Annotated in this window: 22 protein-coding genes; 5 read left to right on the top strand and 17 right to left on the bottom strand. The window is 47.7% G+C overall.

All coding sequences use genetic code 11. The annotated features are described in order from the left end of the window. The first annotated feature begins 326 nt into the window (after nucleotides 1-326). Nucleotides 327-953 carry a hypothetical protein gene (locus JNN12_09160; protein ID MBL7978498.1) on the top strand — a complete coding sequence of 209 codons (627 nt, stop codon included), beginning with the start codon at nucleotides 327-329 and terminating at the stop codon, nucleotides 951-953. A gap of 59 nt (nucleotides 954-1,012) precedes the next feature. On the opposite strand, the gene JNN12_09155 is transcribed toward JNN12_09160, so the two are convergent. The 8 genes from JNN12_09155 to JNN12_09120 form a co-directional block, all read right to left on the bottom strand. Then, complete coding sequence (locus JNN12_09155; GenBank protein ID MBL7978497.1) at nucleotides 1,013-1,411, bottom strand: hotdog fold thioesterase; 399 nt, start codon at nucleotides 1,409-1,411, stop codon at nucleotides 1,013-1,015. 26 nt (nucleotides 1,412-1,437) lie between these two features. Next, the gene (locus JNN12_09150; protein ID MBL7978496.1) at nucleotides 1,438-2,334 is read right to left on the bottom strand and encodes a DUF4249 family protein; all 897 of its coding nucleotides are present in this window, start codon (nucleotides 2,332-2,334) and stop codon (nucleotides 1,438-1,440) included. A gap of 18 nt (nucleotides 2,335-2,352) precedes the next feature. Next, nucleotides 2,353-4,641 carry a carboxypeptidase-like regulatory domain-containing protein gene (locus JNN12_09145; protein ID MBL7978495.1) on the bottom strand — a complete coding sequence of 763 codons (2,289 nt, stop codon included), beginning with the start codon at nucleotides 4,639-4,641 and terminating at the stop codon, nucleotides 2,353-2,355. 96 nt (nucleotides 4,642-4,737) lie between these two features. Continuing rightward, the gene (locus JNN12_09140; GenBank protein ID MBL7978494.1) at nucleotides 4,738-5,580 is read right to left on the bottom strand and encodes a 50S ribosomal protein L11 methyltransferase; all 843 of its coding nucleotides are present in this window, start codon (nucleotides 5,578-5,580) and stop codon (nucleotides 4,738-4,740) included. Next, nucleotides 5,567-6,445 (bottom strand): 50S ribosomal protein L11 methyltransferase, encoded by an 879-nt coding sequence (prmA, locus tag JNN12_09135; GenBank protein MBL7978493.1) that lies wholly within the window; start codon nucleotides 6,443-6,445, stop codon nucleotides 5,567-5,569. The genes JNN12_09140 and prmA overlap by 14 nt, the downstream gene beginning before the upstream one ends. 10 nt (nucleotides 6,446-6,455) lie before the next feature. Then, a complete protein-coding gene (locus JNN12_09130; protein MBL7978492.1) occupies nucleotides 6,456-6,860 on the bottom strand; it encodes a hypothetical protein in 405 nt (134 codons plus the stop codon). Between the two features lie 80 nt (nucleotides 6,861-6,940). Then, entirely contained in the window at nucleotides 6,941-10,186 is a 3,246-nt protein-coding gene (locus JNN12_09125; GenBank protein ID MBL7978491.1) for a PD40 domain-containing protein, read from the bottom strand. Between the two features lie 160 nt (nucleotides 10,187-10,346). Then, complete coding sequence (locus JNN12_09120) at nucleotides 10,347-10,844, bottom strand: DUF4920 domain-containing protein (protein MBL7978490.1); 498 nt, start codon at nucleotides 10,842-10,844, stop codon at nucleotides 10,347-10,349. 408 nt (nucleotides 10,845-11,252) lie between these two features. Between JNN12_09120 and JNN12_09115 the strand changes: the two genes are divergently transcribed. Next, on the top strand, nucleotides 11,253-14,639 hold the full coding sequence (locus JNN12_09115; GenBank protein MBL7978489.1) for a PD40 domain-containing protein: 3,387 nt from the start codon (nucleotides 11,253-11,255) through the stop codon (nucleotides 14,637-14,639). 57 nt (nucleotides 14,640-14,696) lie between these two features. On the opposite strand, the gene JNN12_09110 is transcribed toward JNN12_09115, so the two are convergent. Further along, a complete protein-coding gene (locus tag JNN12_09110) occupies nucleotides 14,697-15,461 on the bottom strand; it encodes a hypothetical protein (GenBank protein ID MBL7978488.1) in 765 nt (254 codons plus the stop codon). Nucleotides 15,462-15,559: 98 nt separating this feature from the next. On the opposite strand from JNN12_09110, the gene JNN12_09105 reads away from it, so the two are divergent. The 3 genes from JNN12_09105 to JNN12_09095 all read left to right on the top strand — a co-directional run bounded on the left by JNN12_09105 (nucleotide 15,560) and on the right by JNN12_09095 (nucleotide 18,477). After that, nucleotides 15,560-16,096 carry a hypothetical protein gene (locus JNN12_09105; protein MBL7978487.1) on the top strand — a complete coding sequence of 179 codons (537 nt, stop codon included), beginning with the start codon at nucleotides 15,560-15,562 and terminating at the stop codon, nucleotides 16,094-16,096. Nucleotides 16,097-16,398: 302 nt separating this feature from the next. Then, on the top strand, nucleotides 16,399-16,776 hold the full coding sequence (locus JNN12_09100) for an HU family DNA-binding protein (protein ID MBL7978486.1): 378 nt from the start codon (nucleotides 16,399-16,401) through the stop codon (nucleotides 16,774-16,776). Nucleotides 16,777-16,911: 135 nt separating this feature from the next. Beyond that, on the top strand, nucleotides 16,912-18,477 hold the full coding sequence (locus JNN12_09095; GenBank protein ID MBL7978485.1) for a response regulator: 1,566 nt from the start codon (nucleotides 16,912-16,914) through the stop codon (nucleotides 18,475-18,477). A 134-nt stretch (nucleotides 18,478-18,611) separates the two neighbouring features. On the opposite strand, the gene JNN12_09090 is transcribed toward JNN12_09095, so the two are convergent. The 8 genes from JNN12_09090 to menE form a co-directional block, all read right to left on the bottom strand. Further along, nucleotides 18,612-19,184 (bottom strand): cell wall hydrolase, encoded by a 573-nt coding sequence (locus JNN12_09090; GenBank protein ID MBL7978484.1) that lies wholly within the window; start codon nucleotides 19,182-19,184, stop codon nucleotides 18,612-18,614. Nucleotides 19,185-19,647: 463 nt separating this feature from the next. Beyond that, complete coding sequence (locus JNN12_09085; protein MBL7978483.1) at nucleotides 19,648-20,301, bottom strand: protein-L-isoaspartate(D-aspartate) O-methyltransferase; 654 nt, start codon at nucleotides 20,299-20,301, stop codon at nucleotides 19,648-19,650. A 10-nt stretch (nucleotides 20,302-20,311) separates the two neighbouring features. Further along, nucleotides 20,312-20,920 carry a 3'-5' exonuclease gene (locus tag JNN12_09080; GenBank protein ID MBL7978482.1) on the bottom strand — a complete coding sequence of 203 codons (609 nt, stop codon included), beginning with the start codon at nucleotides 20,918-20,920 and terminating at the stop codon, nucleotides 20,312-20,314. A 17-nt stretch (nucleotides 20,921-20,937) separates the two neighbouring features. Further along, complete coding sequence (locus JNN12_09075; protein MBL7978481.1) at nucleotides 20,938-21,510, bottom strand: SIS domain-containing protein; 573 nt, start codon at nucleotides 21,508-21,510, stop codon at nucleotides 20,938-20,940. 3 nt (nucleotides 21,511-21,513) lie between these two features. After that, complete coding sequence (locus JNN12_09070) at nucleotides 21,514-22,551, bottom strand: GHMP kinase (GenBank protein ID MBL7978480.1); 1,038 nt, start codon at nucleotides 22,549-22,551, stop codon at nucleotides 21,514-21,516. Continuing rightward, nucleotides 22,548-23,303, bottom strand: coding sequence for a nucleotidyltransferase family protein (locus tag JNN12_09065; protein MBL7978479.1), 756 nt, complete (start codon nucleotides 23,301-23,303; stop codon nucleotides 22,548-22,550). The genes JNN12_09070 and JNN12_09065 overlap by 4 nt, the downstream gene beginning before the upstream one ends. A gap of 24 nt (nucleotides 23,304-23,327) precedes the next feature. Beyond that, a complete protein-coding gene (locus tag JNN12_09060) occupies nucleotides 23,328-24,983 on the bottom strand; it encodes a CotH kinase family protein (protein ID MBL7978478.1) in 1,656 nt (551 codons plus the stop codon). A gap of 6 nt (nucleotides 24,984-24,989) precedes the next feature. After that, nucleotides 24,990-26,384, bottom strand: a complete 1,395-nt coding sequence (menE, locus tag JNN12_09055) for an o-succinylbenzoate--CoA ligase (GenBank protein MBL7978477.1) — start codon at nucleotides 26,382-26,384, stop codon at nucleotides 24,990-24,992.

Raw genomic sequence — 26,384 nt, 5'->3', positions numbered from 1 at the left:
CTACACCCTATTCAAATGCCCAGATCAGAACCTACATGGGGTATGGAAAGGCGAGACCTTACCCTTCCCTGTCCCCATACTGCTTTCTACAGAACGGCCAGACGCATGGAAAAACCATTGCTGGACAATAATCTAAAACTTGTGTCCCTGATTTGAGGATCTACGGATCACTTGACAGTATTTAGACATATTTCCTATCGTATTTTTTTATTCTTTTGACTTATACTTAGTGGAAAAAATAATTTTCATCCATAGGTAAATCTATTGATCTTCTACCCATATCTATTGTAATTTCCGTTTATCATCCATTATCAAAAACATTTGCCATGAAACACTATTTCCTAACCCTCCTCTTCGGTCTTTTTGCCCTTGGTTGTTCCGAGCAACCCGCTACCACACAAAACAACCGTGTAGCAGTTAAAGAGGCCTCTTATTCCTTTGCGATCCCTCCAAATACTCCCGCAGCCTCACCTGAGCAAACATTGAAAATGAGAAAGATCGAAACAGAGGCCCACATAATTATTATGGGGAATCTTTCTCATGAAAAAGCACATGAAAAGTTACAACCGTTATTGACCCGCGCCCAAAACCTTACCGATGCTTATAGTTTTGAACAAAGTGTGGCGATGACGATGCTCGACCAACGTTTGTTGCAATCGGAAACCCTAACACCAGCAGAACTGAAAATCGTGGGGTTTTATACGGACTTGTTGCTTAAATGGAAAAACCCAGATGCCAGCATCATCCAGCCTGCCCTTGCAAAATTGGAGGGGACGTGGAGCCAAGAGAAAATACAACAAGCGAAAAATACTGCACTTACCGCCGCAACCGAGTGGATGCAGAAACAAGGAAAGCCTGTTTGTAAAGATTGTAGCACAACCGAAAAAGACTTAGACCAATCTAAATTCGGGCAGATTTCAGCTTCTGTGCAGGCTTTGCAACGTGCTGAATAAAGTCTTTTATACTTAGCAGTGCCTAAAATGCCCTTTCTTATCACGAGAAGGGGCTTTTTTTAGCGGTCTATTTGCACCACGGCCAAAGTACATCGGCAGATACAGATCATTTTCTCGGCCTCGTCGTAGAGTTTGGCTTCCCATACTTGGGTGGATTTTCCGGCATAGACTGGTGTGGCAACGGCCTTAAGGATGCCCGACTTTACAGGTCGGAGGTGATTGGCATTGATTTCCATCCCCATACAGGCTTTGCCCTCGTGCATCACACGCAAGGTCCCACCCACACTAACAACGGTTTCGGCAAGGGCTACACTTGCGCCCCCGTGCAAATAGCCCATAGGTTGGTGATGATCGGAGGTCACAGGCATGGTAGCAACCACCTGCTCGCCAGAGGCTTCAACAAACTGAATTCCCAATAATTTGGTGAGGCCCGTTGCTAATTTTTCGGGAGGAAACATGGAATAAAATAATTTTTCAGAGGTGATTATCGGTCTGCGGGCGTGCCATAGCCAATGGTTTTAACGACTTGATCCGAGAGCGTCCACTCCAGATCAAATTGCCCTACCGATCCAAAAAAGCCAAAACCGTTGGTTACATTCGTCAGTACGTTCGGTTGCGCAATCACATCTGGATCCCAAACGCCATTGGGTGCTTTCCATTTATCGTCCAATTGTATCAACCGAACACCAACGCCATAGAGAATCCGGTTATCGGTATTAAAAATTTCTTTGTCTTTCAGCAAGATTTTATCTCTGGAGTAGCGTAGTGTCATCGCATAATTCCCTCCGGAAGCTTTCCCCAATTCCCCATAGAGGATTTTGTATGGCGCTTTAGCATCTACAAACGGACCAACGGGTGGATTAAAGAAACGATACCAAACCTCGACGTCATAAGGCTCTTCGGGCACATCGTTCCAAGAGACTTGCTGGGTAACATCTGCAGCACCACTTCCAAACGTTCCCACGACAACGTTGCCTAATGTGATCGTTTTCCGTTTGGGAATGGTGGTTTCGGCATACGTGGTCTGTCCGTCCGAGCGTGTCACTTCTACGCGGTAGGTGTGGTTATCTTCTACCGGAAACCGAGCATAGAACACATGCCCAACCGTTCCTTTGGGAAACGTAATCACCGAATCTCGCCAATGTACCACGTTTCCATTGTTCAGGTCTATGGTTTTGACCGTGGCGTCTATGGTGGGGCTGTTTGCGGGCGTAACCACTGGCCGCAAAGGTACAACCCGCAAATAATGGACCGGACGCCCCATGTCTAAATACCCCAAAAGGGTGAAAATCTGAGAACTTTTGACAAAAGGATCAAAGGTGCTGTCACAAGAAGCCGTGGCCAAACACAACAGCGTTAATAGGTAATTCCGGAGTTTCATAAAGTTGGCGGCTAACAATTATTTAACGGTGATTTTCATCCCAAAAGTTGGGATCAGCGGCAATTGATCTACTCGTTCGAGCGTAAACAAATCCAAATAAAAAATATTGGTTTGGTTATAAGCATTAATCAAACCTGCCTGCAAGAGCAACTCCAAGCGTTTAGAGAAGTCAATTTTTTTCTCTACCGAAACATCTAAACGGTGATAATCTGGCATTCTGGCTTGATAGGGTGCGCCATACAACACACGCCCAATGGTACCTTCTTCTTGGGTAATATCTAACCGACCTGATAACATAAACCAATCATCGAAGCCGATGGATTGGGTAAAGGGCAAACCCGTTCCAAATTGCCACCGCGCATTGAATGCAAACCCCTTGACTGCATATGAGAGTACGGCATTGGTTTGGTGTGTCCGATCGTGTGGCGGATGGAAGACCAATTTATCTACACCATACCAAACCGGAATACTGGCTTGCTTGGCTTCGTATAACACCGAGGCATACCCATAACTGATGTAGCCATAGAACTTGCCAAGGTCTGCCTCTATGCGAAAGTCTGCCCCACGCACGTTTCCCGATGCGGGTTGGAGTTTGGTGGTAAAACGGGGATAAGGCGTCCATTCGCCAATAGCCAAGTTTTCGAGCGTTTTATAGAATCCCTCCACCGAGCAGGTAATTTTGTTAGAGGGTTTGTATTGCCAGCCGAGAATGGCGTGCATGGCCTCGGGTACTGCTTTCCCGAAGGGCGAGGAGGTCCAAGCCGTAAACACATCCCCGGCATCGCGACGGTCATTTAACCCTACAATTTCCTGATGATAGATTCCCCAAGCAGCACTTATTTTGTGTTTTAGATTAGGCGTAAATACGGTCTTAAATCGGGGTTCGATGTATTTACGATTGGCCCTTGGAAAGGAATGTAGCCTAACACCGGGGGTGAGTTTTAGCTTTTTGAACAAGACGATGTCGGCTTCTACATAGCCACCAACATCTGTCATGTATTCTGCATCCGAGGTAAAGTTTTGGTATTGTCCGCCGAGTGTATATCCCAAAGAATAGTTATTGAGAAAGATGCCATAATTCAGCCCACTTTCCCCGATCATGTAGGAAAGGTTGGCCGAAAAACCAAATTGCCGAACGTCCGCCTTTCGGGTTGGCTTGTTTCTCGGCCCAATTTCATTATGAAAAATCGAGGTGTTAAGGTTTATATCCGCCAAGACTGGAAAGTTGGTGGGGAGCAATAAAAACCGCACGCCATACGCCTCGTTCCCCCATCCGGCTTGTGTGAGGGTGGTATCGGAGAGGCTGGCATTGCTCAGTTTGTCCTGACTTGCTACAGTGCCACGATCGTTTGTCCGTAGGGCACTAACAGAAACTTGGCTACTGGGCGATAATGTGGCATGGAGTTTTGCAAATTGGTCCCCGAACTGAAACGGCAATGGACGCCCAACAAGTTTGGGGCCTACCAAATCCACTACTGATTGCCGCGCCGAGGCCATTAAAGAGACTTTATCGCGAATGATCGGGACTTCTAACCGCCCACTGGTAACAAAGGGTGCCACCGAAACCGCGCCGGCAAAGTTTCGCTTATTGCCATTTCTGGTTCCAATATCCAAGACCGACGAAATACGCCCACCAAATTTTGCGCCATAGCCACCCGCATATACATCGGCCTTATTCACAATATCAGACGGAAATGCCGAATAGAACCCCAAAATATGGAAGGGGTTATAGACCAGCATATTGTCTATATAGATTAGGTTTTGCGAGGCGGTTCCACCACGGATAAACAATTGTCCCCCTCTGTCGCCGTCTGAGACAACACCTGGCATGGTGGTGAGATAAGCCGCCAGATCGCCGGATACATCGGGTACAGGGATCCGGTCTATATCCACCGCACGTACGGTTTGAAGGCCTGCCGTTACATCGGCAGCACCCCGTTCATCGCGTGCCTCAATTACCACTTCCGAGGATTGTTCGTCTTCCTGAAGAATCAGGGATTTAGTGACTACTTGTCCGGCTTTTAGGCGCAGGGTTTCGGTATGGGTTTTATACCCCACAAAAGACACACTAAACGTATAGGTATCGGGTGCTAAGCGACTAAGTACGTAATACCCTTCGGTATTGGTTACTACGCCAACAATCTTGCCAGCCTCCGACCGCATGGCAACGGTTGCGCCAATCAAAGGGAGTCCATCGGTACTACCCGTTATAAATCCACGAATAGACTGCGCCTGAAGAGGGAAACAGAAAGCAATCAGAGACAACAAAAAGAGGCTAAAAGCGCTCCGGTGTGGGTTCTTTGGCATAAAACAGGAAAGGTTTCGGGAATACGGCTGAAAAAGATACGGCGGTTTGCGGAAATCCGGTACGACCATAGACCAAGTTTTGACAACAAGATAAACTCATAACGGTTTAAAAACACCTGACCACCAACCTTCTTCGACTTCGGCTTGGACGTGCTTTAGACCAGCGCGCATAAACGCCTCCAATACGTCTTCGGCTTCTGGTTCTTTTATACCAGACACCATCAAAAGCCCATCCAAAGACAACAGATCCATCAGCTCATGCACATTTTCCAAGTGAAAAGTTGCCGAGATATTGCTTAAAACCATCGAAAAATGTTTTTGCGGAAAGTCCTTAGGTGGCTTGGTCGTGAAATGAATGTTTTCTGGCGAGCATTGGTTGAGCAGCAAGTTATGCTGGAGTTCTTCTACCATCCATTCATGTAGATCGCTACACCAGACGGATGTAACCCCACATTGCAAAGCAGCGATGGTCAGAATACCCGTACCAGTGCCGATATCGGCCACGGTATCACTGGGCTTGAGGTACTTGGACAGCATCCGGAGCAGCATCCGTGTAGCGGGGTGCTGGGCCGTTCCAAACGCGAGGGATTGCTTAAGCAAGAGGTAATGTGGTGCCAACGTAGCAGGCTTGGGATGCAACCAGTCCGGCAAGACGTAGAAATCTCCTGCTAAAACAGGGCGAGAGAATACTTCCCACTGAACAGGGCTTTCTTCTCCTTGTATATGCCAATCTAATAAGCGACGGGCTTCTACAAAATGTGTTAATGTTTGAAACGTATGATTGGCAAAGACCCCTTTCCAGTCGGTGCGAAATGCTGAAGCAGCGGCATAGGCACTGGTCCCATAAGGGTGTTGCCAACCGATTTGGGCCAATGTCTGAACCCAATCTTCGGGATTTTCTCCTTCGGCAGGAAAGACAAAAAGACTAATTCTTTCCATTTGTGGAGACATTTTCAGCAAAGGTATTGTGCCGCAAGAATACCCCGCTCCACCATTCATCCTCGGTTGCTTCGTCTTCCAAGGTAAACCCATGCGCCGCCGCCGAAGCAATGATCGGTACGCGGTCTGTCTCCGTCAACAACCCAGCCAAGATCAGAAAGCCATTGGGCTTGGTTTTCTCCTGAAAGTCTGGCATCATCTCTAACAACACATTCCGCTGGATATTGGCAATGATCACATCAAAGCCAACTTCGTAGATACCCTCCATACCACAAATCCGTAGTTCATACGCATATTCTACATGGTTTAAGAGGAAGTTTTCCTGAACGTTTTCCTCTACCCAAGGATCGTCGTCGAAGACCAGTGCATGAAGTGCACCCAGTTTGAGGGCTGCAATTCCCAAAACCCCCGTTCCGGTTCCGGCATCCAATACGCGGTCGTTGGGCCGGACAAATTTAGGCAAAAAGCCTAAGACCAACCGTGTACTTTGGTGATGGCCTGTACCAAAACTCATCTTGGGGTCTATGCGGATAACGGTTTTCCCCACATATTCTCCCCCAACCGCACTCCAAGTAGGGGCAATCACAAACGATCCGGCCACAATCGGACGAATCGAGGCTTCCCATTGTGCATTCCAATTGCGCGGCTCTATTTCATCAAGAGAAACCTGCTGCGGGTATCCATGGTGTGCCAGCCAGTCTAATACTACATTTGCCGCCTCGGCAGGATATTGATTTTTAGCGACAAATGCCTGTATGTGGTCATTTTCCTGCAAAAAAGACTCAAAGCCAAGGGCAATCAACTCTGCGATGAGCAAGTCCTGTTCTTCAGACGGGACGGAAACCGTAAGGGAAACGTAGTTCATGTAAAAAGAATTAGGGCTGTGTTCCCAATGAAAGATCGCGCTTAGCAGACGAAATGGTGACGGTAAACCCGGCCACCACATCTACCAAAGACATGACCGCAATGGCCAGGAAAGTGGCATTTCCACACGCTCTGACGGTAATGAACTCTATCAGGAATAAGACAAAAATAATGGTGGACAGACCATGATCTACCACCGAAGCGGTTGTGGTGCGGGTGGCCTTTATAATCTCGAAATATAAGACCACAACGCCCACCATCAAGAGAAGATGTCCCAAATCCAAGATAAAGCGTGCTCCGGAAATAAGCGGGACATCCAAAATAACGGTCTCCAATGCCCGATCGCTGGCAAATACCACCATATTGAGCACCAACAAAAGCCATGCAAATAATGGAATAGACTGTAAGATTTTCATATCAGAAAAGATTAGGTGAAACAGTATAGAATACCACAAAAGGTGCAGAAGAAGGAAATAGAAAGGAGATAGAGCACCCTTTAATGCGCTCCAAAACATCCACAGGCTGCTTCTCCAAAGCCAAATGTTGCCCCTTTCCAGATAAAAGCATCTGCAATTTTGTTGTTTTCCCACCAGAAGGGGCCGCGTTTGGCATCCCCATTACCGATTTCGTTCATGGTGTGTGCGTCGTAGAGGCGCCCATTCTTCATGACATAGCGAATCGTCTCGGTATTACGGATGTTTTCGAGCGGATTTTGGTCCATCACCACCAAATCGGCAAGCTTTCCTGCTTCAATAGAACCCAAGTCACGATCCATGCCAATATATCGTGCACCATTCAATGTGGCCGTCCGGATGGCTTGCAGGCTTGTCATACCGCCTTGTGCCATCATCCACAACTCCCAGTGTGCCCCAAGGCCCTGTAACTGGCCGTGCGCCCCCAAGTTTACCCGAACCCCGTTTTCAGTGAGCGTCCGCGCCGACTGTGCCAGCCCAATGTGTCCAAAGTCGTCATCTGGTGCCATCATCCTGCGGCGGCTCCGTCCATCTACAATAGGCCGAGGAACAAAATTGAGCAAGCGTTTATTTTCCCAAACATTCGTTTTTTGGTACCAATAGTTTTCTCCCCAGATGCCGCCATAACCAACAATAAGGGTGGGCGTATATTGAACCTGCGTTTTGCCCCAAAATTGCTGAACGTCTTTATAGAGGGGCGCCACCGGGAGCGCATGTTCTACGCCCGTATGCCCATCTGCCACCATTGTTAGGTTGTGTTGTAAGAAGGAGCCTCCCTCGGGAACCACCATCATACCCAACTCGGCGGCAGCCGTCAGCACCTGCTGGCGTTGGTTCCGACGTGGTTGATTGTAGCTTTTCACCGAAATCGCCCCAACGGCCTTCATGCGGCGCAGGTGGCTACGGGCATCGTCTAAGCTATTGACAACGGCCTTAAAATCGCCATCGGCACCGTATAGAATGGTTCCGGTGGAATAGATACGCGGGCCGGTCATTATTCCTGCTTGTACCATTTCCGCTTGCGAAAACACCATTTCGGTATCTGCCGAAGGGTCGTGTGCAGTGGTTACACCAAAGGCCAGATTTGCAAGATACGACCAACTTTGTTGGGGCGAGAGGCCATTGTAACTTGTTCCGAGATGGGCGTGAACATCCACAATGCCAGGCATAATCGTGGCTCCTTTCACCTCTATTGTTCTGTAACCACGTGTAGGGAGTGCTTTCCCGACGGCGACAATACGGTTGCCTTCTACCAAAACGGTTCCGTTTTCTATCACTTCATCGCCCTTCATGGTGATGATCCGTGCTCCAGTAAGGGCGAATCTTCCAGAAGGCTTATCCGACTTTAGCATCAGCCCGATTCGAATGCCTGTCGAGTCTGGCACAGGCAGTTTTTCTGACGCACCGGTCACAAAAGAGAACGTTTCGCTCAACTCGCGGTGGAAGTATGTGCCTCCGATTGTCCACAGCAGTGCCTTGCTATCCGCAGACCAATGCAGATAGTCCCCTGCATCGCGGGTGATGCGTGTAACAGGTACCTCTTTCATGTCTTTGTTCAGCTCCACTGTTCGTCCGGTTTGGGGAAAAGGTGCCACATATAGGTTGTATAATTCTCGCCAAGCCACCCATTGCCCATCTGGGCTTGGAATCACGTCATTGGGATATTTCATCGAGAAATGCGTCCGTACATCACTTCCATCCAAGTCTATGCTCTTATAAGATTTGGATAGTCCGCCGCCACTCAGATAAAACACTCGGTTCCCATCCTTCATCCAACGCGGCTCGGTTCCTTCTTCGGTAATAAATTGCAAGTCTCCACCATTGGCATCCACCCAGTACAAGCCTGGCGCAAGGGCAAACGTAAAGCCGAGGTGAGGATTTCCGGTACCCCGCTGAAAAGCCACCTTTTTGCCATCTGGTGAAAAACGGGGTGATAGATAATATCCTTTTGTGGTCGTCAATTTTTGGGCCGCGCCGCCATCAATTGGCATTTTATAAAGCGCTCCATGCGCTACATCGTTCCAGCCACTATACACCACCCACTTCCCGTCGGGTGAAATATCCGGATAATAAGCCCCGTGCGTGCGGTCTGTTAGGCGTTCTGGCTTGCCATCGGGTAGGTTTTTTCGCCACAACTGCCCAGCCGCAACAAAGACCAAGGTTTTGCGATCGGGTGTGGTAATGGCGTGGCGCACCATCTTCACCTCGAAGGTCTCTGGTGAAACTTCTACTGGAAAACGGAGGGCCTCGGTCATAGTATGTTTCGCCTTCACTTCAAAGGGAATCTCCGTGGCCTTTTTGGTAGCCAGATCAATCCGGCGGATTTTACCCATGGCCCAAATCACCACACTTTTGCCATCGGGCATCCATGCAAATCCTGGATAAACGCCAAATGTGGCCCATGTCTCTTGCTGGTCTTTCGAGAGGGCATCATAGACGGGCCACTCCTCCCCGGTTTGCAAGTCCATCATATACAAAACAGTCTTTAGCCGTACCCGTTTGATAAAAGCAAGCAACTTACCATCTGGGGAAGGCTGTGGCCGCACCGCTCCTCCGGCACTGGTCACCAAATTCAATATTTGCCCAGTCATACGGTCTAAGCGCCGGATATAATAAATACTGCCATTCGGATCTTTGTTATACTCGAAAGAGCTCCCGCCAGACATGTCTTCGCTCCAATACAGGTAACGGCCATCGGGCGAAAAAACGGGTTCTCCTGCATCCTGTTGATCGTTTTTACGAGTCGTTAAAGGCAACCCACTGGTACCGCCTGATACATGATAGAGCCACATCTCACCAGCCCCCAACGACCGCGTAGCCGTGAAGTGCTTTCGGGCAACTATATATTGTCCGTCGGGGCTCCAGGTCGCGTTATTCAGCAAGCGGAACGTTTCTTTTGTGATTTGCTTCGTACCACTGCCATCACGACGCATCATCCAGATATTATCGCCGCCGTCACGGTCCGAGGTAAAGGAAATCCACTGCCCATCTGGTGAATAACGAGGTTGAAGTTCCCAAGCAGGCCCACCAGCAAGCAAGGTGGCTGTTCCACCCGAAGCAGGCATCGTATAAAGATCACCCAAGAGATCAAATACAATCTCTCGACCATCAGGCGAGACGTCTAAACTCATCCACGTTCCTTCATCTGTGGTAAATTGGTTTTCAAATGTCTTACCAAAGGGCTTGGTTACATCCCATTTTGTGTCTTGTGCATGCAAGAGTGCCGGACAGAGTAACAGAAAGCCTAAATGTCTTAAATACTTTTTCATGATGAACAAACGATGTAATGAATAAGGAACCACAATATACAACCTTATAGGACGAAGTGCGGACTTCCGCCCTACTCGTTTGTTACCTTCATAAAGACAAAAAAAGGCACCTATTCTCAAACAAGTGCCTCTAAGAACGCGATTAAGCCGGAGTGGCCCCTTATTTCTTCAGCAGAACGCCACTGGCCAAGAAGCCCCAGGTAGTTTTAGGGGAAGTAATGGCGTCAATTTCAGATTGCGGTTTGCCTTCATCCTCAGCCAAGTGGCGAAGGTGCTCTACGGATTCCTCCTTTTTCTCGAAAACACCCGTAGCTACAATTTGGCGTCCAGCAATGTCTTTGGGCATAAAGAATGCATAATCCTTAAACGTAACCCGAATGGGTTCCCCACTGGTCGTTTTTAACGTCATCCAACAACCTTTGGCCTGACATACTTTTTCCACCTCCCCTTTCACCACCACAGCCTTGCCTGGTTTGGTTTGGGCAGACGCCAGTCCTTTCTCAACCGGAATAGCGGCACTCAACCGAACGGGCGATAACCCAATGTGTTCATATCCGACAGGCGACGGTATCGAGGAATTGGCCTCAGCCGTTTGCTTTATCGAACTCGTACAGGCCGCGAAGCCCAACATCAGCCCACATAGAAGAAAAATTCGCATATATACTCCAGGTTTTGTGAATGGTAAATTCTGTCACCGAAAGATACACCACCTTCATGTATAGTTGTGTGATCATCTCAAAAAAACAACCTATGGCGTCCTTCAGCAAACAAGAAGCCAAAAGAGATCACTAAAATTGCATGATTCTCTGCGCCATAGAAGCCACAACAGCCCCTAAACAAGGAATGTCTTGGGCTTTTTTATCATTTCGGGTATTTATCTTGGGCCTCTTTATGGAGATTGGGGTATATTAACCGGGTAGCTGTTTACCGAACAAGCGTGCCGGATGGTACGAATGAGGGGGTGAATGGTGTAACCTTTAGAGAACCCAAAGCGGCAAATACGGTGTATTCCGACCAAAAAAACGTGCGTACTGGTGACGCGCCCATCTTTTAGACCCCAAAAAACATGCGTATCCAAAAAAAGTTACGGATTTGTTTGCTCTTATTACCACTCATCCTGCTGTTTGGCGGGCAAGCCGAGGCCCAGTATTTCAATTTTGGAAAGAACCGGGTTAATTATGGCAACCACATCTGGTCCTTTATTCAGTCCAAACACTTCGATGTCTATTATTACGAAGGTGGAGCATATCTAGCCCGCTTCACCGCCGATGCTGCCGAAGATGCCTACAACCAAATTGCCAAGGACTTCAATCACGACATCTCGGACCGCATTACGATTATGGTCTATCAGAGTCACAACGACTTTGCCGTAAACAATGCCGCTCCGCTTCCTGATAACGCCGAGGGCATCGGTGGAGTGACGGAGCTCTATAAGAACCGTGTAATCATGCCTTTCACTGGCGATTATGCCGATTATCGTCGGCTGATTCACCATGAACTGACCCATGCCGTTGTGAACGATATGTTTTATGGCGGCTCTATTCAGAATGTGATCCAAAATCGTATTCAACTCAACATCCCGCTGTGGTTTAATGAGGGCATCGCCGAGTACCAAGCGCAAGGCTGGGACACAAACTCCGACATGTACGTCCGTGAAGCGATCCTGACCAATCAGTTATCCCGAATTGAACAACTGGATGGTTACTTTGCATACCGTGGCGGACAAAGCGTATGGGATTATATCTCCGAGCAATACGGGCGCGAAAAAATCGGCGAAATCATGCAAAAACTACGCCTTACCCGCTCGGTGGAAAGTGCCTTTAAACAAGCCACCGGGCTTTCATTGAAAGAACTATCCGAACGCTGGCAATCTTCGCTAAAAAAAGTCTATTGGCCGGAAGTGGCCATTCGTGAAGACCTGAACGATATAGGAAAATTGCTCATTAGCCGCGAGAAAGGCTTTCTCTATACCTCGGCCGCCGAAATTTCGCCGCAAGGAGACCAAATGGTCTTTATCTCGACCCGCGACGGCTTGTTTGATGTATTCCTTGCCCGAACCAGTGACGGGAAGGTGATCCGACGCCTCGCCAATGGGCAAGACAATAACCGATTCGAAAGCCTGAAAATCCTCTCTCCGGGCATTGCTTGGAATGCTGCAGGAACCCACATTGCCCTGCCTACCAAAAGCAAAGCGAACGATGTGATCCAAGTAATGGATGTAAAAACCCGTTCCACCAAAGAATATCGCATTCCGGGCGTAGATGCCATTATCTCCATCGCTTGGCATCCTCAAAAAGACGTCTTGGCGGTATCGGCTACGCGGGACGCCCAAAGTGACTTGTATTTATTGGACATGAAAACGGGTGATGTCAATAACCTCACGAATGATATTTTTAGTGACATGGAGCCTGAATGGTCGCCTGATGGATCCTTTTTGATTTTCCATTCCGATAGGGGCACACATACACGGGTTGCCACCCAACAAGTGGAGAACTTCAATATGATGAGCCATAACTACGCCCAAAACGATCTATATAAACTAATCCCTGGGCAATCAGACTTGGTGCGGATCACAACAGACGAAAAGTGGGACGAAAAAAGCCCCGTCTTTGGCAATGATCCAAATCTACTGGCCTTTATCTCCGACCGAAACGGCATCCCCAATCTGTACGCCAAAAACTTATCAACGGGTGAGGAGCAGCCTTTAACCAATGTCCTTACAGGCATTACACAGGCATCCCTATCTGCGGATGGAAAAAAAGTAATCCTAAACAGCTTGGAAAAAGGCACTCCCTCTATTTACCTCTTGAAAGATCCCTTTACCCGCATGAAGTCTAAAGAGTCTTTAGTACCTAATGTATGGGCACAGCGGGTAACCCAAACTGCAGATCCACGAACGCCTGCACTCGCTATGGTGGACAAAGACCTGATTCAGGCCAACCCCTTCTTGCGGGATGCCACCGATGGCAAGCCCTTCCCCTACAAATCGGATCGCCCAGGAAATATCTTCTCCCGAATTAAGGCCTCCATTGGCAATCCATCCGATGTACGTAGTGTTCCGGACAATACATCGCCCGTACCCACCAAGCCCGACTCAGGAAGCAAACCAACTCCAGCCAGCGGCACTACCAACACCCCACCCATTGCAGCAGCCAAGCCTGACACCACAAATTATGGTGGAAAACGGGTGGATTTTCGCAATTATGTCTTTAATAATTCGTTTGATACCGCCAACAAAGACCGCCTACCCGAAGATTTAAACCGCTTTGATCCAACAGATAATGTGGACTCTACAGGTGCTTATCGCGATAAAAAGTATAAACTCAAATTTACGACCGACCTCATTAATGGTGCTGCCGGATATAGCACACTCTATGGCGTACAAGGAAATACCACGTTTGCCTTCTCGGACGTGACCGGAGACCATCAGTTGGTGCTCGCAACAAACCTGATGGTAGATCTCCGAAACTCCGACTACCTGCTGGCTTACACGTATCTACCCAAACGCATGGACTGGACCATGATCGGGTATCACAATGCCAATATCATTGCCCTGAGCGATAACACCGAATACGGCTATAGTTATTATCGCTACCGGTCTTTTGGTGGGGGAGTACAGGCTTCTTACCCGATTGATAAGTTCCGTCGCATAGACGGAACGATGTCTCTGGCCTCGCTTCGTCAGACCAATATCAGCTACTTCAATGTTCCGGTGGAAGTACGTTCCTATCTCTATCCCTCGGTTTCCTTCCAAAAAGATGTAACGGTGGATGGCTATACCTTCCCTGTAAGTGGCTACCGTTATGGCCTGTCATTTCAGGGTTCACCCTTCAGTTTTGGGTCCGATAAAAAAATAAGATTCGGTACTATTTTAGGAGATTTTCGATATTACAAATCTTTGATGTCTCGGTACTACACGTTGGCCCTACGCTTATCCGGTGGACACTCTTTTGGTAAAACGCCCCAATTGTTTTACACCGCTGGGACAGGTAGTTACTGGATTAACCGCCGATTTGATAGCCAAAACAGTTTCCCTATTCTGGATGTTGCAGATTTCGAACTCGCCCTGCCCGTGATGCCTTTGCGTGGCTTTGATGTAACCAATCAATACGGTTCTACTTTTGGATTGGTGAATGCCGAGTTTCGATTCCCATTGATTGCCGCCCTGTTACCAGGCCCAATTCCCGTAATCCCTCTGTACAACATTCAGGGGGTCGCTTTTGTAGATGCAGGCTCCATATGGGGCGGACGCAACGAGAACAATCCTCAATTTAACCTTTGGAAAACAGATACAACCGGAAACCGGGTTTTTGATGACCTCAGGGCAAGCGCTGGTCTGGGCATCCGGATTATTGCACTCGGCTACCCCATTCAGTTAGACTGGGCTTGGCCCTACACGGGGAAAGGCTTTGAGAAGAGTCGGTTCTTAGTTTCACTCGGCTTAGATTTTTAGACCTACACCTATTAACTACCATACACAGAGGCTTCCACTAGGGGCCTCTTTTTTTGCTCATTCACCTATCCGATCCAGAACAAACGCCACTTTTCCGGCTTTATATTCCGGCTTTCCATCTTTTTCGGTCATATTTACCAAATAATGAAGGAGGAGCTTGGTACCGTCTTTGCGCCATCCAAAGTGCCGTACTTGCCTTTTTGTCATATTAATCAGCGAAATCACGTCTATATCTGTAGCAGCCATATCTCCCCCAATCACCAATTGGACGTGTGTAGCACCAAGGCCTTCCGCACGGCCATTGGCATGGATGGTAAAGAGGGGGCCGGTGCTCGGTTCGTCTTTATATTGTCCTGTAACACGATACTGGCCTTTTAAAAGTTGTTCCAGAAAGAAATTGGGCATCACCGCGCCCGTTTGTTTGTCCGTAAGAGCTCCGGTTATCCGTATAAATGTATGGTCTGTCCCGGTCTTATGGTTATGGAATGATAGGTGATCCTCGTCCTCCAAGGTCAGAATGGTAGGCTTTTCGGTATCAAAAAGATGAACTGCCCGTTGATTAGGCTTAAGGGTTCGGAAAGAAATAACGCCTGCCTCGAATGTACCATTTTGAACAAAAACAGAATCAGTACGTGGTGTAAAAATCAATTCCATGGGTAAGGTAGGCGCAGCAAGGAACGTCTCATTTTTCAAAACACCCTGCCGGATACCATCATCTATCCAATTTCCAGTCCAATTACGAATGGGCGGGGTCTCTGGTACATTTTGGCATCCAGCAACAACCCAGAAAATGAGCAATGCCAGCCGGAAGGTACAATTCATAAGCCTAAACATGGTAATTCGCAAAACATGATTGAGAATAGTTCCCGATGGAACCTTCCCGGAAGAGAAGAATATACGAATGTCTGACGCATAAATATATGGAAGAAGATCCTGACTTAATGGAAGAAGATTCTGACTTAGAGGTTCTGGCCATTCTGGATGCGATGGCCCTTTTTGCCACATTGTTTGCAGCCCGAAAGACCCAAAAGAAAATAGTAGAACGACATGCGGGAATATCCCCCCAAGATTTTCTGCCTAAACACCTCGCACACCAAGGGTTTGATGCAGAGTGGGCACTCCTTAAAGGTCTCACTTATGAACTACGAAAAAACCTCCATACGGAACGCAATCGGCCTATGGAAACATGGGGCACAACCGAGCAAACGCTCCTCCGGTTCCATAGTATGGTGCTCATACAAGATCTATCAGACCGGCTACAACGGATTCACCACCACGCCATGAGCCTATATCCTCACCTCCCCGACATCCACCAACCAGAAGAACTTATGGAACAACTTAGAACCCTAATCTTTGATGCACGTGCCCTCCTTTCTGCCCATCCCCACTCTTTTCTTGATCTATTACAAGACCTAACCCAAAGGATTGCAGATATTGCCTCTTTTCACAATCCCTGATCTGTGCCAACCGACAATCCTGCTGATTTGAAGGTTATGAAAAGTTAAAGTTTCATGGAACCCCCACAAACTATAAGGATTTACTAAAGCGTACAAAAAACAAAGTGATAGGTTCTTTTGTTGTTCAAATGATGTTCAACATGTTTAAACAATTCGGCTTGTGTTTTTGTCGGAAATTATACCCTTATGATCAGTACCTGATTCTTAAAATCCACAATACCCGCTAACTTCCCGACACCACCCTTATTGGTGGCATTTTTGGCCGGAAAGCGGCGTAAATAGCCAAAGGAGGAGACGTACAAATGGCAAATGAACTTGAAAAAGAAGATCGAATTCCAACCCTGACAAAGAAAGATGTCGCACGGCGGGTTGCTGAAAATATGGGAGAGCCAATTTATCGTTGTGAGCCGTGGGTACACGCCGTCATTACAGCTGTCCGCGAATTGATGGTAGAGGCAGATCCGGAAGTACGAATTGAATTGCGGGACTTTGGTGTGATCGAGGTAAAGAAAACCAAAGCAAAACCGAAAGCCCGAAATCCTAAAACCAACGAAGTGGTCTTTATCCCCAGCCGTCGGAAAACGCACTTTAAACCCAGCAAGACCTTGCGCAAAATCTTGCAGCAACCTCTAGCAGAACTTGAGTACGCTGTTCCGGATGGAAGTGCAGATGCTTCTTGATTTCCTAATTTCAGGGGGCGCATTTGATAGCGGCCCCCTACCTCTTTTTCGACACAACCAATCTTTCGCCTATCGCCAACTGGTACCACAGACGTTTAATAAACCTTCTCTCACCGTCATCAAAAGGTACAACTTATGGCAAACCTCCCCCGAATTCTATGGGCAGACGACGAAATCGAACTACTGAAGCCCCATGTTCTTTTTCTGGAATCTAAAGGCTACGACGTTGTTGGTGTGACCAACGGCGTTGATGCAGTTGAAAAAGTACGTGAAGAGCGATTCGACTTGGTGTTCCTTGACGAGCAAATGCCTGGCATGGGCGGTTTGGAAGCCCTAAGCGAAATCAAAGCTTCAGCTCCTGATATTCCGGTGGTGATGATCACCAAAAGCGAAGAAGAAAGCCTCATGGAAGATGCCATTGGCGGACAAATTGCAGATTACCTGATCAAACCCGTAAAACCGAACCAGATATTACTAACTTGCAAAAAATTGCTGGATGGCAGGGTACTGAAAGAGGAAAAAGCGGCCCAAACCTTTTTGCAGTCCTTCGGACGCATTTCCACAACTCTCAACGACGAACTCTCGCATGAAGCCTGGGCAGAGGTTTACCAAGAGTTGGTACGGTACGACCTACAACTTGAAGGGGATGACGGTGCCAGACAAATCTTAGACGAACAACTCCGGAATGCACAAACCGCTTTTGGGAGATGGATTGAAGCCAACTATGAAGACTGGATTCAATATGCCCATACCCCACCCGACGAACACCGACCTGTACTTTCTCATGAGGTAATGCCTAAATGGGTCTTCCCGCTGCTGCAAGAGAAAAAACCCACCTTCTTTTTCCTGATAGATTGTATGCGCTACGACCAATGGCTGGAGTTCGAGCGCCTGCTCTACCCCCTTTTCGAGATGGAAAAAAACTTTCATTATGCCATCTTACCAACCGCAACGCCCTATGCCCGCAATGCTATTTTTAGTGGATTACTGCCCATTGATATGGCAAAACGGTTTCCGTCACAGTGGGCTGATGCAGAAGAAAATGAGAATAGCAAAAACCTGAACGAAGAACTTTTTCTTCAGGATCTACTAAAACGACACCGACTTGCTCCCAAAACCCGTTACGAGAAAATCGTTAACGGAAACGAAGGCCGGGAATTGCTCAAAAACATCCGTACCCACGCCAAAAACGACCTCTCGGCCATCGTCGTGAACTTTGTAGATATTTTGGCGCATAGCCGATCGGACTCGAATGTATTGAAGGAAATTGCACCGGATGAACGCGCCTACCGCGCCCTTACACGTACCTGGTTTGCGCACTCTTGGCTGTTTCAGGTTTTTCAGGAATTGGCTGAATTAGACTGCAATATTATCGTTACGAGCGATCATGGCGCCGTCCGGAGTTTACACGACACCAAAGTGATCGGAGACCGCTCTACCTCTACCAGTTTACGGTACAAACATGGCCGAAACCTGAAGGCGGATTCACGACATGCCATTTTTATTAAAGACCCTAAACGTTATGGATTACCCCCGGGTGGGATTAATACAAACTACATTATTGCAAAAGAGGATTATTACTTTGTCTATCCCACCAACTACCATCATTATCAACACCAATATTGGGATACCTTCCAGCATGGTGGTGCCTCTTTGCAGGAAATGATCCTACCCGTCATACGGATGAAGCCAAAGAAATGACACCCTATCCCAGAAACCTCTAATGACCAGTTTGGATCTGTTATACCAGCCAAAACCATGACCATTAAAAAAAATCAAAAACCCCGACACAAAACTGGTCGGGGTTTAAGGTATAAGGAAGTTCGCCCAAACTCTTAGAATATATCCCGATAGAACCGGAAGCGACGGGCGTCAATGTCTCGACCTTCCAGAAAAACTGGCATCCGGCCATTCGCCCAAATGGGTTCATTGTGGCCAGTCATGGAAATTTCGCTATAAAAATGACGGGTTTTTTCAGAGAAGGGACGTTCTGTCTCCTCTGCGTTAATCACTTTGGCAGCAATATCAAGTGCTTCTTTCCAGCCAGTGGTCTTGGAGTTTCGGTCAAGTTTCATGAAGTATGAACGGGTGGACCAGCCAGGATTAAAGGCCGAAAACTGGAAAGGATCTAGTACAACATCTTCATAGGTACTTTTGCCACGATAGCTGGTATCCACACGATTGCGGATCACCCAAGCGACCAATTCCATTTCTTCCGGGCGTCGGGTTTCGGAGAGCATACACCGTGCCATCCATAACATATTTTGTTCAATCTGTATTGGGTCAGGTGCAATTTCGGTTTCTTCGGCAACAACTTCACTGGCTTCGGGAAGAACAGGCTGATAAGCTTTGATATTCAGATTTCCGGCTTGACGGGCATCATATGCAAGGGGCATTCCGGCTTGCATTGTGCTGGGTTCATCGGAAAACAGTTGATCCAACATTCCGTTGTATATTCCTTGATCCAAGGTCATTGAGCCGAGGAATATACCGGAGGATACCAATAGCGCCGAGCCTAATACCCGCAGTTGTGACTGTCGAGAGGTTAGTACTTTGGCCATGATTAAGAGGTTTTGGTGAGCCGAAACAGTCGGTAGCATGTCGTAGGAAAGAACACTTCCTAATTGACGTTTACTTAAAATAAGGGAAATAAAGGAGATAAAGAAGATTTTCCGTTTGAAGATTTCTCAAGCAAAACTTGCAATCGGGTATTAAACCAATAAGCAAGTGAAGAATTTACAACAAAAAGCGCTTCCAATGACAAAAAATCATTTTAGAATCGCAATAAGCCGATTTTATTTTAAAAATAAACACACAATAAGTTCATAATAACACATGGAAGAGGATCCCGTGTAGGGGTTGTTCTAAAGATCAGCCATTAATAAATGGGACAAAACGAAAGGCCCCTCCTTCTTGCCACTGGTATTCATACGGGCCTACTCTTAAACATTTCATCATTTTCTGCGAAGTCCGGTCGCCGATAGGCACGACCATTCGACCGCCTTGTTTTTGCGGGCTTGGCAAGATTAACTGATTCATCAGCGCTTTTGGTATTTCTGTAGCCCCAGCTGTCACCACCACTCCATCGAAAGGTGCAAATTCTGGCCAACCACAACTACCATCTCCGGCGCGAGAAGTGAAGACATACCCCAAGGTGTTCAACCGTTGTTGTGCAAGTTGCCAAAGCCGCTCGTGGTATTCAATGGAATAAACCTGCACGCCCATTTCGCACAAAACAGCGGCCTGATAACCACTGCCCAGCCCTACCTCGAGCACACGATCTCCCGGCTTTGGGTCCAACAAGGCAGTTTGGAGTGCTACGGTAAGGGGTTGAGAAATGGTTTGGCCGTTTCCGATGGGCAATGCCTCGTTTCGGTAGGCCCTAAGGTGTAATGCTTGGTCTATAAAAAGATGACGTTCTACGCGCCCAATCGCATCAAGCACGCCTTCGTGTGTGATGCCAAGGCTGCGAAGTTCTGCCACCATTGCGGCACGCTGACGATCGAATGAACGAAAATACTGCATGGCCTTCGGGTTAGCGTGCCTGAATCCGTTGGGTCATTTCTCGAAAACACTTCGCCGTAAGCAAACTATCTTCAAGCGCATTGTGCGTGTTATCTGCCCGTTCAAATCCAAACCATTTGGCTATACTCCCAAGGCTGCGGGAGTGTGGCACATCGCCCTCGGCCCCACCCATCACATCAAAATAGAGATACGACAGGGTATGAAGGTCTAAGATTTGGTGAGAGAAGGGCCAATTTTTCTTTTCTTGCCGATAGGCATAACGCAGAAAATTGATGTCGTAGATCACACTTTGTCCGCAAATAATAACTTCTCGGAGTGCACGTTCGCGGCTACCAGGAATATGTTTTGCTGGACGAATGGGTAGGCTTCCTATGATCCACTCTTCCAACTCCGGCAATAGTTCGTGCAGCATCGGGGCCTCTTCTAAATCATCTAATGAGAGGCCATGTACTTTCCGAGAAGGCTCGGAGAAACTCTCCTCATTTTCGGGATAGACATTCGAGAGAAAGGTACTACGTTCACCCCATTGACTATCGCATAGGACTGCGCCAATCTGCACAATCTCGTGCCAGCCAGGTTCGGAACCAGAAAGTTCTAAATCTAATACCAAGAAAGCCATATTTTCAGGAGTTTGTTCTATCCGAAGATCATTCGTTCTACCAAGCCGCAGATCAGATGGCCACAAAGTTCATGTCCTTCCTGAATACGCGCCACGTTTTGAGAAGGCATCCGAACACACCAGTCCGCCATATGCAACAATTTTCCTCCCGTTTCGCCTGTGAATGCTACGGTTCGGATCTTTTTTTCCTTTGCTGTTTCTACGGCCCGAATCACATTGACCGAGCTACCACTGGTTGAAATACCAATGAGCATATCCCCTTCTTGCCCTAACCCGTAGAGGGGTCTTGAGAAGACAACGTCGTAGCCATAGTCATTTCCGATAGCGGTAATTTCGGAGGTGTTTACGGTGAGGGCAATGGCAGGAAGCCCTGGACGATCTAAAAAGAATCTACCTGAAAGTTCGGCGGCCCAGTGTTGGGCATCGGCGGCACTTCCTCCGTTTCCGCAGAAAAAAACGCGGCCATTGTTTTGGAAGGTGTTCACCATTTCTTGCGCAATGGACTCAAGCAGTGGAACCATGCCTTTTACGGCCTCATGTACACGAATGCTTTCTTCAATCTGCTCATGGAGCCAATGGGTTGTTGTCATTTTTTATTTATTAAGAGGAATACTTCTTTTCCAAGTTTGTAAACCCGTTTGGGTAAAGCCAAAATGAACCACTTCAGCTCCGAGCGCCTGAATGGAATCGGCTACGGCCTTGCGTTTATCAAACGCTGCAAAAAAATACATAAATCCACCACCTCCAGCACCCGAAATTTTCCCTCCGACAGCTCCTGCCTCACATGCCGCCTCATAGAGGCGGTCTATTTGCGGATTGGAGATATGGTCAGACATTTTTTTCTTCGCGACCCATGCTTCGTGCAGTAATTCACCCAGCCTGCGGTAAGTTCCTTTTAGGAGGGCCGCCTTCATTTCGGTGGCCAAGGCTTTGGTAGCATCCATCCCCGCAATGGCATCGGCGTTTTGGGCTTCATAATTTCGGATTTGTGTCTCTATGATGGAGGACGAAAAGCGACTTTTCCCGGTAAAAGCCAAAATCAGCGAATACTCCAACTCTGCGATAGCGGCATCTGAAATACGTAGCGGATTTACGAGCACATGATCGGCATAAAACTCTATCAGGTTAAAGCCTCCAAAAGCGGCTGCATATTGGTCTTGGCTTCCCCCCTTAATCCCCAAGTCTATCCGTTCGATATCGTAGGCCAATTGGGCAATGTCGTAGGTACCGAGGCTCAAGCCTTTCCACTCATTAAAAGCCCCCAAAAGCGCTACCACCATTGTCGAAGAGGCGCCAAGGCCACTTCCGGGAGGGCAATCGGTGTGGGTATAAAGATTAAACCCCTCGCCGGAAATCCCCAGCCGCCGGATAACGCCTTTGGCTAATTTCATATCGTCATTCTCTGTAGGAATCGGGGAATCGGCGTCATACACAACTTCTTGTCCAAAATCTAACGAAACCAACTTAATTCGTCCGGAGTCGTTTGGCTCAATGGTGACATAGGCGTATCGGTTGATCGTGGCATTCAGTACCAAACCACCCCGTTCAGCACAATACGGAGCCACATCAGTTCCACCGCCTCCAAAACTGATGCGCAACGGCGCACGAGCGCGAATAATGGTTTTGCTCATAATGTCGGTCTTTTAGTCAGGTGGGTTTCACGAAAAATGGGGAGTAGGGCCTCCGCACGGGTGTAATCTTCAGGTGTCCCGATGTCCAAAAAAAAAGCCTCTGGAAAAGGATGGGCATATAGCTGTTGTTGATCAGACAAACGGGGAAAAATATCGTGTTCCAAAGAAAAGGCATCTGGAAGGGAAGGAATGTCAAAAACAGCGGGATTTAGCAGGTATTGCCCGGAGTTGATCCAAGAGGCGGCCTGATGGCTGCCATTTTTCTCTTCAAAACCAGTGACCAAGCCACTTTCAGGTACAAACATCACGCGGCCATATCGGCTCGAATCGGCGACTTGGGTGACACAAATGGCGACCATAGCTTTTTTTTGTGCATAAAACCGGATGAGTTCAGCGACCGATCCACTAAAAAAGGTATCCCCATTCAAGACCAAAAAAGGTTCTTTCAAGGCTGCTTTACGAAGGGCATAGAATATCGCTCCGCCCGTTCCAAGTGGTTTTGGCTCGGTTATGACTTCAATGCGTAGCTTCGAATCGGCAACCTCTTGTTGGTATTCCCTTGCGAAAACCTCGATTTGCTCGGCCAAATATCCGGCACTCAGTACAAAATCGTATTGATTTTGACGGCGAAGCGCATCTAAGGTCCACGCCAAAAACGGGCGATGGGCAATAGGTGCAAGCGACTTGGGGCGATCCGCGACGGCGCTTCTTAAACGGGTCCCAAGACCGCCACAAAGGATTAGGGTTTTCATGTGATGTTTTAAGGCTCCATTACACTATTTTGGGTTTTTGACGACTTTAAACCGGTTCACATCTGACAATAGTCGTGCCGTACCCAAGTAGATGCCGGGGGCTAAAGCCTCTATGGGTAGTAATATTTCGTATGATCCTTTATAGGGAATCAAGACTTCTTTTTGCATCACGCGCCTACCTAAGACACTAAACAGTTCAATATCCAACATTCCAGAAAGCGGCGTATCGTACCGCAAGGTTAGTTTATCCGAGAATGGATTTGGGTACACATGAAGGCTTTTGTCATACTCACGCATTTCGGGCGGAATATTGGCCGTTGTACAGGAGCCAGGGAGGTTTTCGTCTATCCATCCAATACGAAGAAGCAGCCACGAACGTAGAAAATCTATTTCACTGGCATATGATGTGCCCACAAAGCCATTTGGCCACACATATTTGCCCATAATGGGCCACCGTTGGAAGTTTCTTTTTTGCGCCTCGTTCAATACAACAGCCATAGAATCCACCCAATGAAGCATGTGGTTGCGGGTTAGTTTCTCTCCTCTTAGTGAAAGCCAGCGGCATCGCATATCGTTCTGAAAATTGGTATCTTGCCAGATTTTGGCCCACCAAAAAGGTACATAAAAATTGTCGTTAAAGCGTTGATTAAACAATACCACCCAATCGTTGGTGTCGTTTCCGTCGTGATAGTCTGCATTACCAAACGTCAGGTTATAGTCCCAGGGTGGCCCGATACGTAACCGTGGGTCTTTACTATCGCGGTCTTTAAACATAAAGGCACTCAGGCGGTAGCCATCAATGTTTTTGGTCACCTCGTTCAGCAACAAATAGTCCACCATCGAGGCGGTGTCTATATATTTACGGTATCCAGTCGTAGGGTTATTCCAGCCTATGCTGTTCAGATCTGTATCCAGATTTGTCATCCATTGCCGAATGTACGTTTTTTGTTCAGGAGCCAAGTCTTCCAGATCGGGATACTCAACCTGATAGGTAATGCGCTGTGATGCACCAGGCTTGGGTGGTATGGTCGAGGTCCATGAAAAGCTTTTGTCACCCGTCAGTTTATCCACTTTTAGGATATACCCCCCCGTCAGGGCATCTCCTGTCAGATCTTTATTGGTTAGTTTAGAAATATTTACTCGGTCTTTACCCCGTTTAATTTGCTCCATAAAGACATAAACCCCCTCGTATCGGCCATTTATTGCCAGCTCCACAAATTGTGTACGGGGCGCCCAGTATCCGCCCATATCCCGTGCAATTTTGAAGGCCAAGACATCCCTCAAGAGGGTTTTATCGTTATATGCAGCGTTTAGTACCCAATCGTGCCCTTTGGGCATACCAAACAAAGAGACCTCATTGTTTTCGCCGCTCGGCAAGATGGTGTCCAAACCATAGGGCTTTTTGGGAAACAGGTCTTGCGATGTCGAGCCACGAAATTCGATGGTGATTGGGCCATCATAATGATTTGCCGGATCGTTCAGGGCATTTCGTTTTCCGGGACCATTCCACACCACTTCCATTTTTGCTACGATGCGCGGCTCATCCACAATCGTCTTCCCTCCGGTATCAATCCGAATAATGGGCAAGTTAGAGTCGGTAAATTGGGCCCATGCAAATGAGGAGACCCCAAAGGCCAAAACGCTGATTAGAAAAGAACAACGAGATAAAAATGGGCACATAGGTTCTTAGGATAAAGAAATTTGTTTTTCCAAGTATTCCATCGCCTTTTGCTCAAAAAAATGGCGTTTCGGTTTTAGTTCCGTGTTGTCTTTCGGTAATGGCCAATCCCAAATATGCACCGGGATTTTAAAGCGCGGCAATTGTTTTTCTAATGCCAACAACAGGTCAGGAGCAGAGACTTCCCCTTGTATAAAAGCTACGGGACGCTGCCCATAAACCACATCTGGAATGGCGACGACCAAGACGTTTTGTACACCCGGAACCTGATATAAAAGGTTTTCGATTTCTTCCGGCTGAATATTTTCGCCACCGGAGATAAATAGATTATCTTTTCTGCCTGTCACCTGTAGAAACCCCTCCTCAGTCCACGACCCCAAATCGCCCGTAGCCAACCACCCTTGTTCATCAAAGGGCGCTACCAAGTCGTTTTTTGTCCAATATCCCAAAAAGCGCGTTTTGCCTCGAACGCAAATTTCCCCATCGGCATTAAGACGGACTTCGCGATGAGGCAATAAACGTCCGGAAGTTCCAGTCAAACATGCCAAGGAAGCATTGGGCGGAGTTGTAGTGATTTGCGAGGTCATTTCCGTCATCCCATAGCTTATAAAAATAGGCCACTTATGGGAAATCATTGCTGAAATAACGGATTTTGGCATTGCACTTCCGCCGAGTAATACGGCGACCAAACGGTCTAATGGAGCTTTTTTTTCTAATAAACGAATGGCTTGCGTACCAACCAATGAGACATGGGTGGGCAGGCGACTTTTTTGCAAGGTCTCCCACAAAGAACCAGAGAGCAGCAGAGCAGCACCGGAAAACCAACAACGAAAAACGATGCCCAAGCCCGAAACATGATAGAGTGGTAACGACAATAACCAACAATGGCCTGGTGCGAGGGGGATATTCTGACAAGAGCCGTCTGCACTCCAATAATGATTACCCAATGAATGTAATGCCGCTTGGGGGCGGCCGCTGCTGCCCGACGTAAAGACCAGTGTGGTGTGTTGCGTAAAGTACCAAGGAGTTTCTCTATGTGGCACGGCATCTGTTGGCATATCAGCAAGTTCTGCTTCTTGGTAACAAGCCTTTGCACCCACTTCGCGCATCTGTTCATGCAAAGCGTCTTCTGGCAATTGCGGGCTTAACGGGCAAAAAACAATTTTTTCCCGAATACAAGCCAGCATTAAGGCCATATAGTTGGGTTGTGGATGGGCACAAATCGCCAGAATGTCGCCTTGGCCGATCCCGTCATTTTTCAACTTAGTGGCCATACGGCGGGCTTTTTTATCTAAGTCTGCCCAAGTCCAGAACCCCTCCTCTGTATAAATAGCAACCGCTTGAGGGGAAGAAGTCGCCCTGAGTATAATAGGATCTGGAATTTTGAAAGGGTCTTTTGTCAT

The organism is Bacteroidetes Order II. bacterium (assembly GCA_016788705.1).
Classification (GTDB): Bacteria; Bacteroidota; Rhodothermia; order Rhodothermales; family UBA2364; genus UBA2364.
This window is presented reverse-complemented; position numbering and strand designations above follow the sequence as displayed.